General features: G+C 62.1%; 13 protein-coding genes. 10 read left to right on the top strand and 3 right to left on the bottom strand.

Going from position 1 to position 13,944, the window contains the following annotated elements:
* Window positions 1-23: 23 nt before the first annotated feature.
* Entirely contained in the window at window positions 24-647 is a 624-nt protein-coding gene (locus AC3A4M_RS01975) for a PH domain-containing protein (protein ID WP_498733583.1), read from the bottom strand.
* 88 nt (window positions 648-735) lie between these two features.
* On the opposite strand from AC3A4M_RS01975, the gene AC3A4M_RS01980 reads away from it, so the two are divergent.
* The 8 genes from AC3A4M_RS01980 (at window position 736) to AC3A4M_RS02015 (ending at window position 11,444) form a co-directional block, all read left to right on the top strand.
* Window positions 736-2,553 carry an ABC transporter ATP-binding protein gene (locus AC3A4M_RS01980; RefSeq protein ID WP_498734080.1) on the top strand — a complete coding sequence of 606 codons (1,818 nt, stop codon included), beginning with the start codon at window positions 736-738 and terminating at the stop codon, window positions 2,551-2,553.
* A 111-nt stretch (window positions 2,554-2,664) separates the two neighbouring features.
* Complete coding sequence (locus AC3A4M_RS01985) at window positions 2,665-3,201, top strand: hypothetical protein (protein WP_498733585.1); 537 nt, start codon at window positions 2,665-2,667, stop codon at window positions 3,199-3,201.
* 307 nt (window positions 3,202-3,508) lie between these two features.
* Window positions 3,509-5,140: a peptide ABC transporter substrate-binding protein gene (locus tag AC3A4M_RS01990; protein WP_498733586.1), complete on the top strand. Its 1,632-nt coding sequence runs from the start codon at window positions 3,509-3,511 to the stop codon at window positions 5,138-5,140.
* Between the two features lie 125 nt (window positions 5,141-5,265).
* Window positions 5,266-6,192: an ABC transporter permease gene (locus tag AC3A4M_RS01995; protein ID WP_139004726.1), complete on the top strand. Its 927-nt coding sequence runs from the start codon at window positions 5,266-5,268 to the stop codon at window positions 6,190-6,192.
* Window positions 6,185-7,141 (top strand): ABC transporter permease, encoded by a 957-nt coding sequence (locus AC3A4M_RS02000; RefSeq protein WP_498733589.1) that lies wholly within the window; start codon window positions 6,185-6,187, stop codon window positions 7,139-7,141. Before AC3A4M_RS01995 ends, AC3A4M_RS02000 begins: the two co-directional genes overlap by 8 nt.
* Window positions 7,138-8,829: a dipeptide ABC transporter ATP-binding protein gene (locus tag AC3A4M_RS02005; protein WP_498731228.1), complete on the top strand. Its 1,692-nt coding sequence runs from the start codon at window positions 7,138-7,140 to the stop codon at window positions 8,827-8,829. The genes AC3A4M_RS02000 and AC3A4M_RS02005 overlap by 4 nt, the downstream gene beginning before the upstream one ends.
* Window positions 8,830-9,020: 191 nt before the next feature.
* Window positions 9,021-10,943 carry a translational GTPase TypA gene (typA, locus tag AC3A4M_RS02010; protein WP_498731229.1) on the top strand — a complete coding sequence of 641 codons (1,923 nt, stop codon included), beginning with the start codon at window positions 9,021-9,023 and terminating at the stop codon, window positions 10,941-10,943.
* A gap of 9 nt (window positions 10,944-10,952) precedes the next feature.
* On the top strand, window positions 10,953-11,444 hold the full coding sequence (locus AC3A4M_RS02015; RefSeq protein WP_498733593.1) for a hypothetical protein: 492 nt from the start codon (window positions 10,953-10,955) through the stop codon (window positions 11,442-11,444).
* On the opposite strand, the gene AC3A4M_RS02020 is transcribed toward AC3A4M_RS02015, so the two are convergent.
* Both AC3A4M_RS02020 and AC3A4M_RS02025 read right to left on the bottom strand, forming a co-directional pair.
* The gene (locus AC3A4M_RS02020; protein WP_264670693.1) at window positions 11,441-11,935 is read right to left on the bottom strand and encodes an ArsR/SmtB family transcription factor; all 495 of its coding nucleotides are present in this window, start codon (window positions 11,933-11,935) and stop codon (window positions 11,441-11,443) included. The genes AC3A4M_RS02015 and AC3A4M_RS02020 overlap by 4 nt on opposite strands.
* A gap of 72 nt (window positions 11,936-12,007) precedes the next feature.
* A complete protein-coding gene (locus tag AC3A4M_RS02025) occupies window positions 12,008-12,250 on the bottom strand; it encodes a putative acetyltransferase (RefSeq protein ID WP_498733595.1) in 243 nt (80 codons plus the stop codon).
* Between the two features lie 91 nt (window positions 12,251-12,341).
* Here AC3A4M_RS02025 and fdxA point away from each other — a divergent pair, with 91 nt between their 5' ends.
* Both fdxA and dapC read left to right on the top strand, forming a co-directional pair.
* Entirely contained in the window at window positions 12,342-12,665 is a 324-nt protein-coding gene (fdxA, locus tag AC3A4M_RS02030; protein ID WP_074703313.1) for a ferredoxin, read from the top strand.
* 2 nt (window positions 12,666-12,667) lie between these two features.
* Window positions 12,668-13,795 (top strand): succinyldiaminopimelate transaminase, encoded by a 1,128-nt coding sequence (gene dapC / locus AC3A4M_RS02035; protein WP_498733598.1) that lies wholly within the window; start codon window positions 12,668-12,670, stop codon window positions 13,793-13,795.
* Window positions 13,796-13,944: the final 149 nt, after the last annotated feature.

Below are 13,944 nucleotides of genomic sequence, written 5' to 3' on the forward strand. Positions count from 1 at the left end.
AAAATCTTTTGGGCGCGCAGTGCTCAGCCCGTCAACGACAGCACGCTGGCTGCGATCAGGGCTGCTGCCGCAATGAGAACCAGCCAGTTCGGCCTTTTCGCGACTGTGGCAGTGTCGGCCTCGCCAGTCGCCACCGCGCCGGACGCGATCAGCTCGGCCCAACGGGAGCGGACATGGAAGGCCGCGGCACCGGAATCCGAATTGGAAAGGTCACCGGGACGCACGGACTCGCTCGGCCCATAGGTCACCTCCGGCAGCCCACGGACATGCCCCGGCTGTGCGCGCTGGACGCCGAAGATGCCAGGCGCCGGCGCTGCCCATGCCGCGAACTTTCCCCTCGGCGTGACCAATGTCAGCGCGTATTTCGTGTCAACCATGATCAGGGCGTGCCACGGGACCTGAACTGTCAGCAGCGGATTGCGCAGCGCCACTCCCGCGTTGGAAACAACGACGGCGGGGTACCAGGCCAGCCACCACGCCAGGTACCCGAGTGCCACCAACGGCGCAAGCTGCACGAGAGCCGGGAAACCATGCGTCACGACTGTAGAGGCCACGCTGAACAACACGATGAGCCAAACAACACCCGTCAACCAAGCGGCACTTCTCGGCCGGAAAACAACAGGAGCGTCGGTGTCATGATTGGACATGCTTCCATCGTGTCAGGGTCGTGCGCCACATCACTAATGGAACAAGCCGGCTGCGAGCAGTTGGAAGGACAAACCTGCAATGACTGAAATGATCGATCCTGCCATCCCCATCTATACCGGAACCCCCGCTGGCGGCTCAGAACCGCCGGTGCTGGAGGTCTCCGATCTGAGCGTCGATTTTGGCGTTGAGAAGGAATGGGTGCCGGCCGCCATCGATCTGAACTACCAAGTCTCGGCAGGGGAGGTGCTCGCCATTGTCGGGGAGTCCGGTTCGGGCAAAAGCGCTAGCTCCATGGCGCTGCTGGGACTGCTGCCGGCCAACAGCCGGGTGCGCGGCAGCGTGAAGCTCAATGGTAAGGAGATCCTGGGACTCAACCCCAACAAACTGCGGCAGCTTCGCGGCAATGACGTGGCCGTTATTTTCCAGGAACCGATGACAGCCATGAACCCGGTCTACACCATCGGCTTTCAGATTGTGGAGACGCTGCGCCTGCACAACGCCATTTCTCCCGAGGAGGCCAAAGACCGGGCCATCCGACTGCTCGAGCTGGTCGAACTGCCCGATCCGGAGAAGGCGTTCAGGTCCTATCCTCACCAGTTGTCTGGCGGGCAACGGCAGCGGGCGATGATCGCCCAGTCGCTGTCATGTGATCCGAAGCTGCTGATCGCAGACGAACCGACCACCGCTCTCGACGTGACGGTTCAGGCGGAGATCCTGGACCTGATGCGCAATCTCCGCAACAAGCTGGATAGCGCCATCGTCCTGATTACCCATGACATGGGTGTGGTCGCTGATCTGGCGGACCGCATCGCCGTGATGCGTCGTGGCCGGATCGTCGAAACGGGAACGGCACAGGAGGTCTTCAACGATCCGCGGCATGAATACACCCAGCAACTACTGGCTGCCGTTCCTCACTTGGGAGGCCACAACGCAGGCAGCGACGACATCGATATCACCGCAGCTCTCGCTGCAGCCACAGGCATTACGCTTCACGAGGTTGATGAGACGGAGTTGCAGCGCAGGGAAGCCGCTAACGAGGCGGCACTGGACATGGCTGCCAGAGAAAGCACACACGGCGAGCCGGTCCTGGAACTGACCAACGTCGCCATCGAATACCCCAAACAAGGCAGAGTACCGGCGTTCCGGGCGGTGGAAGGAGTGCACCTGGCGATCTATCCGGGCCAGGTCGTTGGCCTTGTCGGCGAATCGGGCTCCGGGAAAACGACCATCGGCCGTGCCGCCGTCGGACTTCTGCCGGTGGCCGAGGGATCCCTGAAAGTTGTCGGACGCGAGATAGCGGGTGCTAGCCGCAAGCAACTGCACGCACTCCGTCGTCAAGTCGGGATGGTTTTCCAGGATCCTTCTTCGTCGCTGAATCCGAGGCTCCCTATTGGAGAAAGCATTGGCGAGCCCATGTTCCTTGCCGGTGTCGCTAAAGGTGCGGCCCTGCAACGGAACATCGAGACACTGCTCGATCAAGTTGAGCTGCCCCGTAACTACCGGAACCGTTATCCGCACGAGCTCTCCGGCGGGCAGAAGCAGCGGGTAGGTATTGCCCGGGCCCTGTCGTTGGAACCGAAGCTGATGGTTGCTGACGAACCGACGTCGGCGCTTGACGTCTCCGTCCAAGCCACTGTGCTGGAACTTTTCCAGAATCTGCAGCGTGAACTTGGTTTCGCCTGTCTTTTCGTTACCCACGACCTGGCAGTCATTGATGTCCTGGCTGACCGGATCTGCGTTATGCGGCACGGCAACATCGTTGAGCAGGGCACGCGCGACCAGATACTCCGCCATCCGCAGGAGCTGTATACGCAGCGTCTGCTGGCAGCGGTACCGCTGCCGGATCCGGACAAACAGCGTGAGCGCAGGGAATTGCGCGCCCAACTGCTGGCCACGGCGGATTAGGCGGCCGTCCTACGATCTCCCACCATCCGTAGCACCGGGGTCCGGACCGTGAAAGGATGCTGTCCGGACCCCTGCGGTCCCCACTGAATGGTCGAAACAAAGGAGTGACCGATGATCCGCACCATGAACATCGAGGCGATCGAACGCGGCATCGGACGGTCATGGACCGAGGTCGAAGAGTTCCTGGCTTCCATCGATGCCAAAGAGAAGAGTCATAAGGAGATTGCCCAAGCCCTGCAGGATGCCGGTCTGGCCGAGGACTGGTGGGCGCAATCTGCCACAGTCGCTTTTGAGCAGTTGATTGGGCGGCGTGTGCCGGGGCAGGACTGTGATGGCAGGTTCCAGACTTCTGCGAGCAAGACAGTGGCCGGCACGATGGACGAGGCAAGGGACAAGTGGGTAGCCCTGATAGGTGCCGCTGAGGATTTTTCCGGAGTGGGCATCAGCCGAGGTCCGGAACTGAGTGAAACCGACAAGTGGCGCTACTGGCGCTGCGGACTGGCCGACGGCTCACGAGTGAACGTCAACATCTATGAAAAGGCCCCGGGTAAGTCGGCGCTGTCCCTGCAGCACGAGAAGCTGGAGACCCCTGAGCAGTTGGACCATTGGAAGTCCTTTTGGAAGGCAACGCTAAGCCAGCTCTCCTAGCCGCATTATGAGGGTCATGACACGCCCGGGTAGCCGCTCGCTTCTCCGATGCAAAAACGTTACATCCCCATTTTGGTTAATGCCGCCACTTTCCTGTACTGACGCGGGACAATGGCGCTGAAAGGGCTTGCCGGCTGCCTCTTCGGGCAAATTGCAACCCAATCGAAAACCCAATACTGTTACCGAGGTCACACGTCGGGAATATCCTGATCACGACCAAGAGTTGGGGCGGACTCAGATTCAAGTTCGCACTGGCTGGTCCGGCGCAATCCGATGCCGGGCGTTCCGACTGCAAAGAGGAATCGACATGCGTTTCGCGCGAACATCGAAACTGATTGGTCTGGCTGCAGCTGCTGCCTTGGCCCTGAGTGCATGCGGCGGGGGAGGTGGCACCGAAGGCGGAGAGGGCAACGCTGCTGCAGTTATTACCGCCAACAGTACGGAGCCGCAAAATCCGCTGATCCCAACCAACACGAACGAGGTCGGCGGCGGCCGCGTGGTGGACCTCCTCTTCGAAGGACTCATCAGTTACGACGCCGAGGGCAAACCGGTCAACGAGATGGCAGAGTCCATCGAGACCGAGGATTCGCAGACCTACACGATCAAGCTCAAGGCCGACCAGACGTTCACGAACGGTGAGCCCGTTACTGCCAACTCCTTCGTGGATGCTTGGAACTATGGCGCTGCAGCCGAGAACGCGCAGCTGGGCCAGTACTTTTTCGAGAGCATCGCCGGGTACGACGAAGTCAGCGCCGAAGGCAGTACCCAGACCGAGATGTCCGGCCTGAAGGTCGTCGACGACCTGACGTTCACCGCCGAACTGGCCCAGCCGGAATCCGACTGGCCGCTGCGGCTTGGCTACACGGCCTTCTCGCCGCTTCCGGAGGTTGCCTTTGAAGACATGGAAGCCTTTGGCAACAACCCGGTGGGCAACGGCCCGTACATGCTGGCAGACGAGGGCGCGTGGCAGCACGATGTCCAGATCGCGTTGACGCCCAACCCTGATTACCAAGGCACCCGCACGCCGAAGAATGGCGGCATCACCTTCAAGTTCTACTCCGGATTCGAAGCCGCGTACCAGGACCTGCTGGCGAACAACCTCGATCTGCTCGATACGATCCCGCCGAGCTCGCTGGCGAACTTCAAGACGGACCTTGGAGAGGGCCGCTGGCTGGAAAAGGCCTACGCCGGCAACCAGACCATCACCATTCCGCAGTACCTCGATGAGTGGACCGGCGAGGCCGGCGAACTGCGCCGCAAGGCCATTTCGATGGCCATCAACCGGGACGAAATTACCGAGGTCATTTTCTCGGGTGGACGCCAGCCGGCAACGGAATTCACCGCTCCTGTGCTCGACGGATACGACGAGAGCATTCCGGGCAGCGAAGTGCTTGAATACAACCCCGAAGAAGCCAAGAAGCTTTGGGAACAGGCAGATGAAATCGATCCCTGGGGCGACAAGACCTTCACCATCGCATCGAATGCCGACGGTGGACACAAGGAATGGATCGAAGCCGTGGTCAACGGCCTGAAGAACGACCTGGGCATTGACGCGCAGTTTGAACCGTACGCCACCTTTGCCGAAGTCCGTACCAAGATCACGGCTAAGGACATGACCGGAGCATTCCGCACGGGCTGGCAGGCGGACTACCCGTCGCTGTACAACTTCCTTGGCCCGCTGTTCGGCACTGGCGCTGGTTCCAACGACGGCCAGTATTCCAGCGAGGAATTCGACAAGAAACTCAACGAGGGCCTGAACGCCGAAACCCCTGAACAGGGCAACGCCATCTTCAACGAGTCGCAGGAGATCCTGCTCCAGGATCTGCCGGCGATCCCGCTGTGGTACCAAGTGCGGCAGGTGGGTTGGAGCGAGAACGTTGAAAACGTCGACACCGCCTGGAACGGTGTCCCGATCTACCACAACATCACCGGCAAGTAAGAACCATCTAACGGCTGTTCGGGGGCCGGCCATCCTTTGGCCGGCCCCCGTGCTGTGCCGGACTCGCAAAGAACAGGCATGTGAATGACTAGTCTCCTGCTGGTTCCGTCGGAAGAAGCTACACAATGACGTGGTACATAATCCGGCGGTTCCTCCAAATGATCCCCGTCTTCTTCGGGGCAACCTTCCTCGTATATTTCCTGGTGTTTTCGCTGCCAGGCGACCCCATTCAGGCGCTGTTCGGCGACCGTCCGGTCAATGAAGCAGTTGCCGCCCAGCTCAGAGAGCAATACAACCTCGACGAGCCGTTCCTGGTGCAGTATTTCCTGTACCTGAAGAACCTGGTCACGTTTAACTTGGGCAATGACTTTTCGGGCAGGCCCGTCGCCGAAGTACTGGTCCAGATCTTCCCCGTGACGATCAGGCTGGCGATCCTGGCACTGATCTTCGAGGCCGTATTCGGCATTATCTTCGGCGTCATCGCCGGCCTGCGGAAGGGCAAGTTGTTCGACGGCACCGTCCTGGTGGCCTCGCTGATCGTCATCGCCATTCCAATCTTCGTGCTGGGTTTTGTGATGCAGTTTGTGGTCGGAGTGAAACTTGGCTGGGCCAAGCCCACGGTCGGCGGCGATGCCGGTTGGCTTGACCTGATCCTGCCGGCGATCGTGCTCGGACTGGTGTCCTTTGCCTACGTGCTGCGCCTAACCCGAACCTCCATTATCGAAAATATGCACGCGGACTACGTGCGCACCGCGACGGCGAAAGGCTTGAGCCGGCAACGCGTCGTCGTCGTCCATATCCTGCGGAACTCGATGATTCCAGTAGTCACCTTCCTTGGAGCGGATCTCGGCGCCCTCATGGGCGGCGCGATCGTAACGGAAGGAATCTTCAATGTGCCCGGTGTCGGCCAGCGGCTCTACCAGTCCGTGCTCCGCGGCGAAGGGCCGACCATTGTGTCCATTGTCAGCGTGCTGGTGATGGTCTACATCCTGGCCAACCTGCTGGTCGATGTTCTGTACGCCTGGCTTGATCCGAGGATTCGTTATGCCTGAGAAACCCACTGAAAAGATCGAACACTACGTCGCTCCGCTGGATGAGACCCCGCTCCACGCCACGGACAATGTGGCCGAGGACGTACAGCCGCTGAGCCTCTGGGCCGAGGCGTGGCGGAATCTGCGCAAGCAACCGTTGTTCATCATTTCCACCCTGTTGATTGTCCTGATTGTCTTCGTGGCACTGTTCCCCGGCGTTTTCACACAAACGCCGCCCAACCAGAACTGCCTGCTGGCGAATTCCGACGGCGATCCGGCACCCGGACACCCGCTGGGCTTCACGCTGCAGGGCTGTGACGTCTTTTCCCGGATTGTCTACGGTACGCAGGCGTCGCTCACAGTGGGCATCTTCGCCACCTTGGGGGCACTGATTATCGGTGGAACCCTTGGTGCCATCGCAGGCTTCTACGGCGGCTGGCTCGATGCAGTGATCGCGCGTCTGGGCGACGTATTCTTCGCCCTGCCGCTGATTCTTGGCGCCATCATCATCATGCAATTGCCGTTCTTCCGGGAAAACCGAAACGTCTGGACAGTGGTGATCACGTTGACGGTGTTCGGATGGCCACAGATTGCCCGGATCACCCGCGGCGCGGTCCTTTCCGTGCGGAACGCGGACTTCGTGACCGCGGCCAGATCATTGGGCGTCTCCCGGCCCGCCGCGCTGGTGCGCCATGTCATTCCAAACTCGCTGGCGCCGGTCATCGTTGTTGCCACGGTTAACCTCGGCATCTTCATCGTCGCCGAGGCAACACTGTCCTTCCTCGGTATCGGGCTGCCGCCGGACGTGATGAGCTGGGGCAACGACATCTCCTCGGCGCAGGTTTCCCTGCGCTCAAATCCCTCCACCCTGCTGTGGCCCGCTGCCGCACTCTCCGTGACCGTCCTGAGCTTCATCATGCTTGGGGACGCTCTCCGGGATGCCCTGGACCCGAAGGCCAGAAAACGATGACAGTAATCAACGAAGTCAATAGCAACGAACCTCTGCTGGAAATCCGCGACCTGGCCATCAGCTTCGCCACGTCCACCGGTGAGGTACAGGCAGTCAAGGATGCCCATCTGACAGTCATGCCGGGTGAGACGGTAGCCATCGTGGGGGAGTCCGGATCGGGAAAGTCCACGACGGCACTGGCCGCCATCGGACTGCTGCCGGGAAACGGCAGGGTCAGCGGCGGCCGGATTACCTTCGCCGGCGAAGACCTGACGGGGGCCAGCAGCAAGCGAATTGTGGAGCTGCGGGGCAGTTCCATCGGCATGGTCCCGCAGGATCCCATGTCCAATCTGAACCCGGTCTGGAAGATAGGCTTCCAGGTACGGGAGACGCTGAAGGCCAATGGTCTTCCGGCCGGGCCTTCCGACGTCGCCAAGGTGCTGGCCGAGGCGGGGCTGCCGGATGCCGAACGGCGCGCCAGGCAGTTCCCGCATGAGTTCTCCGGCGGCATGCGCCAGCGCGCGCTGATCGCGATCGGGCTGTCCTGCCGTCCGCGGCTGCTGATCGCCGATGAGCCGACATCGGCCCTGGACGTTACCGTGCAGCGGCAGATCCTGGACCATCTGGAAACCATGACGGCGGAGCTGGGCACGGCCGTCCTGCTGATTACCCATGACCTGGGACTGGCCGCCGAACGCGCGCGGAAAGTGGTGGTCATGTACAAGGGCCGCGTAGTGGAATCCGGTCCCGCCCAGGAGATTCTGACCAATCCGCGCCACCCGTACACCAAGCGGTTGGTGGAGGCGGCGCCGTCGCTCGCTTCCCGACGGATCCAGTCGGCCAAGGCGGCGGGAATCGAGACAGGGGAGTTGCTCGCTCCCGCAGAGGCCGCCGCGGAAACAGCCGACAACGTTATCGAGGTCAGCAACTTGACCAAGGTGTTTAAGTTGCGGGGAGGGTTCGGTAAGTCCACCGACTTCACAGCTGTGGATGATGTGTCCTTTGCGATCAAGCGCGGAACCACCACGGCGGTAGTGGGGGAGTCCGGCTCGGGCAAATCCACCGTCGCCAGGATGGTGCTGAACCTCGAGGACCCGACGAGCGGGAAAATCCGGTTCGACGGCGTCGATATGGGCTCGCTCAAGGGCAAGGAACTGCTGGCTTTCCGCCGGCGGGTCCAGCCGATCTTCCAGGACCCGTACGGCTCGCTGGATCCGATGTACAACATTTTCCGCACCATCGAGGAGCCGTTGCGCGTCCACAACATCGGCGACAAAAAGAGCCGCGAAGCCAAAGTGCGCAAACTGCTGGACCAAGTGGCTCTGCCCGCTTCCGTCATGCGGAGATTCCCGAACGAGCTCTCGGGCGGCCAGCGGCAGCGAATCGCCATTGCCCGTGCGCTGGCACTCGATCCCGAAGTGGTGATCTGCGACGAAGCGGTATCTGCCCTGGACGTGCTGGTGCAGGACCAGATCCTGAACCTGCTGGCCGATCTGCAGCACGAACTGGGGCTGAGCTATCTGTTCATCACCCATGACCTCGCGGTGGTGCGGCAGATTGCGGATCATGTTTGCGTTATGGAGAAGGGCCGGGTGGTCGAAGCAGGCACTACGGATGCGGTCTTTGACGAGCCTGAGCAGGAATACACGCGCGCATTGCTGGCGGCTATTCCGGGATCAAGTCTGGAGCTGCCTCCCCAGGTAGCCTGACCGGAACCCACTTAAGTGGATGGCAGAACCGGGGCTGCGCGTGATACGCAGCCCCGGTTCGGCGTGCCCGGAAAATCTGCATTAGGTGAGGATTTGCCTATGCCGCTAGAATATACATGCCCCCTTTTGAGGGCGCACGGCTGCGCATTTCGCCGTCCCTTTAGTTCTCCACCTGAATTGAGCATTCTCGCATGTCTGAAACCACCACGTCGACGCAGAGCGCCGTCCGCAGCGACCTTCGTAACGTCGCTATCGTTGCCCACGTTGACCACGGTAAGACCACTCTGGTGGACGCCATGCTGAAGCAGACCGGGGCATTCTCAAGCCATGGCGATGTCGAAGAGCGCGTCATGGACTCCGGTGACCTGGAGCGCGAAAAGGGAATTACCATTCTGGCGAAGAACACCACCGTGTTCTATTCCGGCCCCTCCGCCAAGGGTGAAAATGTCACCATCAACGTCATCGACACTCCCGGCCACGCCGACTTCGGCGGCGAGGTTGAGCGCGGCCTGTCCATGGTCGACGGCGTTGTGCTGCTGGTTGATGCTTCCGAGGGCCCGCTGCCGCAGACCCGCTTCGTGCTGCGCAAGGCACTGGCTGCCAAGCTGCCCGTCGTGCTGCTGGTCAACAAGACCGACCGCCCCGATGCCCGCATTGACGACGTCGTCGCCGAATCGATGGATCTGCTGCTCGGCCTCGCCTCGGACCTCTCCGACGAAGTTCCGGACCTGGACCTGGACGCCGTGTTGAACGTGCCGGTTGTCTACGCCTCCGGAAAGCTCGGACGCGCCTCGCTGGAGCAGCCCGCGGACGGCACCGCTCCCGACAATGAAGACCTGGAGCCCCTCTTCGCGACCATCATGGAGCACATCCCGGCACCTACCTACGATCCGGCCGGTGTGCTGCAGGCGCACGTGACCAACCTGGATGCTTCCCCGTTCCTTGGCCGCCTGGCCCTGCTGCGCATCTACAACGGCACCCTGAAGAAGGGCCAGACGGTTGCCTGGGCCCGCCAGAACGGCGAGCTGAAGAATGTGCGTATTTCGGAACTGCTGGCAACCAAGGGCCTGACCCGCGTTCCGGCCGAAGAAGCCGGTCCGGGTGAGATTGTCGCCGTCGCCGGCATCGAGGAAATCACCATCGGTGAAACCCTGACAGATGCCGATAACCCGCAGCCGCTGCCCATGATTACCGTCGATGATCCGGCCATCTCCATGACCATCGGCATCAACACCTCCCCGCTGGCCGGCAAGGTCAAGGGCGCCAAGGTCACCGCGCGCCAGGTTAAGGACCGTCTGGACAAGGAACTGATCGGCAACGTGTCGCTCAAGGTCCTGCCGACCGAGCGTCCTGATTCCTGGGAGGTCCAGGGCCGCGGCGAGCTGGCGCTGGCCATCCTGGTGGAGCAGATGCGCCGCGAGGGCTTCGAGCTCACCGTCGGCAAGCCGCAGGTGGTTACCAAGACCATTGACGGCAAGATCCATGAGCCGATGGAGCACATGACCATCGACGTACCGGAAGAGTACCTCGGCGCCGTCACCCAGCTGATGGCCGCCCGCAAGGGCCGCATGGTCAACATGGCCAACCACGGCACCGGCTGGGTCCGGATGGAATTCATCGTTCCCGCCCGCGGCCTGATCGGGTTCCGCACCCGGTTCCTGACCGAGACCCGCGGTGCCGGCATCGCCGCGTCCATCTCCGAAGGCTACGAGCCGTGGGCCGGCCCGATCGAATACCGCACCAACGGCTCCATGGTTGCCGACCGCGCCGGCGTCGTGACGCCGTTCGCCATGATCAACCTGCAGGAACGCGGTTCCTTCTTCGTTCCGCCGACCTCCGAGGTCTACGAGGGCATGATCGTGGGCGAGAACTCCCGCGCCGACGACATGGACGTGAACATCACCAAGGAAAAGAAGCTCACCAACATGCGTGCCGCTTCCTCGGACAGCTTCGAGAACCTGACCCCGCCGCGGATCCTCACCCTGGAGGAGTCCCTCGAATTTGCCCGCGAGGACGAATGCGTCGAGGTCACTCCTGAATCCATCAGGATCCGCAAGCTGATTCTTGACTCCAACGAACGGGCCAAGGCAAACCGCGCCCGCGCCAAGGCCTAAACTGGTCCTATGACTGAGCAGAGGCAACCCACGGACTATGGAAGTGGGTTGCCTCCGGCGTTTAAATCCCCGGATGCCCCGGATCTGCGAACCAGAGTACGACGCCGGCAACATCCGTTCGCAGGCTGGGGCACCGCCGTCGTTGGTGGCGTTATCGCCGCTGTGCTGGGCACCAATCTCCACGGCCAGCTTGCCTACGCGGGGGACCAGGCCTACCCCTGGGGAGCGGTCCTGGCGCTGGTTCTCGCTTTTGCGGTGATGGTCTGGGTCGGTATGCGGGCGAATAATGTCCTGGCCACGGGCCTGACCGGCATGGTGACCTACCTGCTGGTGGGCATCATGGCCACCCGCGTCTTCGGGGATCCGCTCATCGTTACCGAGACCACCGCCGAGATGCCGCTGGGCATCGAACTCGCCGGAAAGATCTGGATGATCGGGCTGGCGGTCGCCGTCGTGCTGGCCATCATGGCCGCCGCCTGGGCGCTCAAGCCGCGGCGCTAGTTGGCTGTACGGTCCACGTGGTGGGCCAGGAAGATCGACGTCGCGGTGCCGTCCTCATCTGCCGGCCGGCGGGCATACTCTTCCAGCACGGCGCGGATCTTGTCCATCATTTCCTTGCGGTTGGCATCATTGAGCTTGATGCCCATCCGGGTGGTTTCGATCTCGTCCGGGGCGAGCCCGTCGATCTCCTGCAGGAACGTCTCGACCAGCACGGGTGCGGCGTCGGGCATTTTCGCGCCCCAGGACATCCGGGTGGCCCGATAGGGAACTTCTTTGGCCCCGCGGTTGCCTTTGCGCGGTTCTTCCGCTTCGAGGAACCCGGTGTTGAGCAGGGTCCGCACGTGGTGCAGCGAGGTGGCCGGATTCATCTCCAGCAGTTCCGCGATCTCTTTATTGGTCCGCGAGCGGTGCAGGCAGAGGCGGAGTATGCGGAGGCGGACAGGGGAGCTGAGCGCGCGTCCGGTAGCTTGAAGGTCCTGGTCCGTTGGCATGTTTCCAGCATACGTGAGGCAGAGCCGATGATTGATGTTTCTCAATCACAAGTCCGGATTTTGCGCCTAAAGCTAGCGGGCCGGGTAGCGGGGCGCCCTCGGTGCCGGGGGAGGAGGCACCTCCTTCGCGGCTTCGACCCGGTCCAGCGGGATCGCCACGTCACCGCGGCGGGTGCGGACCGTGCACTCGACGCTGCCGATGCTGATCAGGTAGCCCAGCGCGTCCGTAACGCCGTCGTCAAGGCGGTAGCGTACCACTACCCGGGTTCCGGGCGCGGCTCCTCGCAGGAAGTCCAAGGGCGTAGCCGATCTCACCCCTTCATAGTACGTGTGACCTCGGCCGCTGTTGGATAATGGACCAAGCGATACCCTTGGTGGTAGCTGACAACGAAAGGTGCTCAAGGACGTGACGTATGTAATCGCACAGCCGTGCGTGGATGTCAAAGACAAGGCGTGCATTGAAGAATGCCCGGTGGACTGCATCTATGAAGGCGAGCGTTCTCTCTACATCCACCCCGACGAGTGTGTGGACTGCGGCGCGTGTGAACCCGTGTGTCCGGTCGAGGCCATTTATTACGAAGATGACACTCCGGAGCAGTGGGCCGAGTACTACAAGGCCAATGTCGAGTTCTTCGACGATCTCGGTTCTCCGGGCGGTGCCGCCAAGATCGGCAACACGCACAAGGACCACCCGATCATCGCCGTGCTTCCTCCTCAGAACCAAGAGTAGGCATGGAAGGTTTTGGTCTCCGCCTGCCCGAGTACCCATGGAACGCGATGCAGCCTTATCTCGAAAAGGCCTCGCTTCATCCGGACGGGGCAGTTAATCTCTCCATCGGTACGCCGGTAGATCCCACACCGGCCGTGGTGCAGGATGCCCTGAAGGCAGCTTCGGACGCCCCGGGCTATCCCACCACGCACGGTACGCCGGCGCTGCGTGAAGCGATCGCGGACTGGTTTGCCAGCCGCCGCAACGTGTCCGAGCTGGATCCCGCGGCGATTCTGCCCACTGTCGGTTCCAAGGAGCTGGTGGCGTGGCTGCCGCTGCTGCTGGGCCTGGGTAAGAACGACGTCGTTGTGCGGCCCGTGGTGGCTTACCCCACTTACGACATCGGCGCGCTGCTGGCAGGCGCCACCCCTGTTGCGGCAGACAACCTGGACGACCTTGAGCCCGACGTCCGCCGGCGCGTCAAGCTCGTCTGGGTGAACTCGCCCGGGAATCCTACCGGCATCGTCCGGAGCCGCGAATCGCTGCGCGAGATCGTGGACCAGGCCCGTGCCATCGGCGCCGTCGTTGCGTCGGACGAATGCTACGCCGAACTGGGCTGGGGCCAGTGGGATCCGGAACGCGGCGGGGAAACCGTTCCCAGCGTGCTGGATCCGTTCGTGGCCCAGGGCAGCCACGAGGGACTCTTGAGCATCTACTCGCTCAGCAAGCAGTCGAACCTGGCCGGTTATCGTGCAGCGTTCATTGCTGGCGACCCGGTGCTGATGCCGAACCTGATCAACAGCCGCAAGCATGCCGGCATGATCGTCCCGTACCCCATCCAGGAAGCGATGCGCACCGCGCTGGCGGACAACGGCCACGTGCAGGCGCAGAAGGATCTCTACCGCGGCCGCCGCGAACGCCTGCTGCCGGCCCTGCGGAAATTCGGCATCGACATCCAGCATTCGGAGGCCGGGCTGTATCTGTGGGGAACCGCGGGCGAAGACACTTGGACCACGGTGGACCGCCTGGCCCAGCTTGGCGTCGTCGTCGGGCCCGGAGTCTTCTACGGCGAACAGGGCAAGGGGTTCATCCGGGTTGCGTTGACCGGCAGCGATGAACGGATCGACGCCGCCGTCGAGCGGTTGAGCTGACTTGACGTGATTCGCGCGGTCACGCGAGCACAAATCCGGGCCTCTGTTGCCTGCGTTAGTGACCAAAAAGTGACCGTACGATTAGTTATCCCGGGCACTATGCGGGTAGCGTTTTACCCGAGTAAGCATACGTTCGGCGCCCCAATACC

Source organism: Arthrobacter sp. Soil_C_60, assembly GCF_057656375.1.

Excerpts from the sequence above, each read along its gene's own strand:
- AC3A4M_RS02000 (WP_498733589.1), top strand. The coding sequence starts at position 6,185 with ATGCCTGAGAAACCCACTGAAAAGATCGAACACTACGTCGCTCCGCTG.
- typA (WP_498731229.1), top strand. The coding sequence starts at position 9,021 with ATGTCTGAAACCACCACGTCGACGCAGAGCGCCGTCCGCAGCGACCTT.
- AC3A4M_RS01995 (WP_139004726.1), top strand. The coding sequence starts at position 5,266 with ATGACGTGGTACATAATCCGGCGGTTCCTCCAAATGATCCCCGTCTTC.
- dapC (WP_498733598.1), top strand. The coding sequence starts at position 12,668 with ATGGAAGGTTTTGGTCTCCGCCTGCCCGAGTACCCATGGAACGCGATG.
- AC3A4M_RS01985 (WP_498733585.1), top strand. The coding sequence starts at position 2,665 with ATGATCCGCACCATGAACATCGAGGCGATCGAACGCGGCATCGGACGG.
- AC3A4M_RS02005 (WP_498731228.1), top strand. The coding sequence starts at position 7,138 with ATGACAGTAATCAACGAAGTCAATAGCAACGAACCTCTGCTGGAAATC.
- AC3A4M_RS01990 (WP_498733586.1), top strand. The coding sequence starts at position 3,509 with ATGCGTTTCGCGCGAACATCGAAACTGATTGGTCTGGCTGCAGCTGCT.
- AC3A4M_RS01975 (WP_498733583.1), bottom strand. The coding sequence starts at position 647 with ATGTCCAATCATGACACCGACGCTCCTGTTGTTTTCCGGCCGAGAAGT.
- AC3A4M_RS02015 (WP_498733593.1), top strand. The coding sequence starts at position 10,953 with ATGACTGAGCAGAGGCAACCCACGGACTATGGAAGTGGGTTGCCTCCG.
- AC3A4M_RS02020 (WP_264670693.1), bottom strand. The coding sequence starts at position 11,935 with ATGCCAACGGACCAGGACCTTCAAGCTACCGGACGCGCGCTCAGCTCC.
- AC3A4M_RS01980 (WP_498734080.1), top strand. The coding sequence starts at position 736 with ATGATCGATCCTGCCATCCCCATCTATACCGGAACCCCCGCTGGCGGC.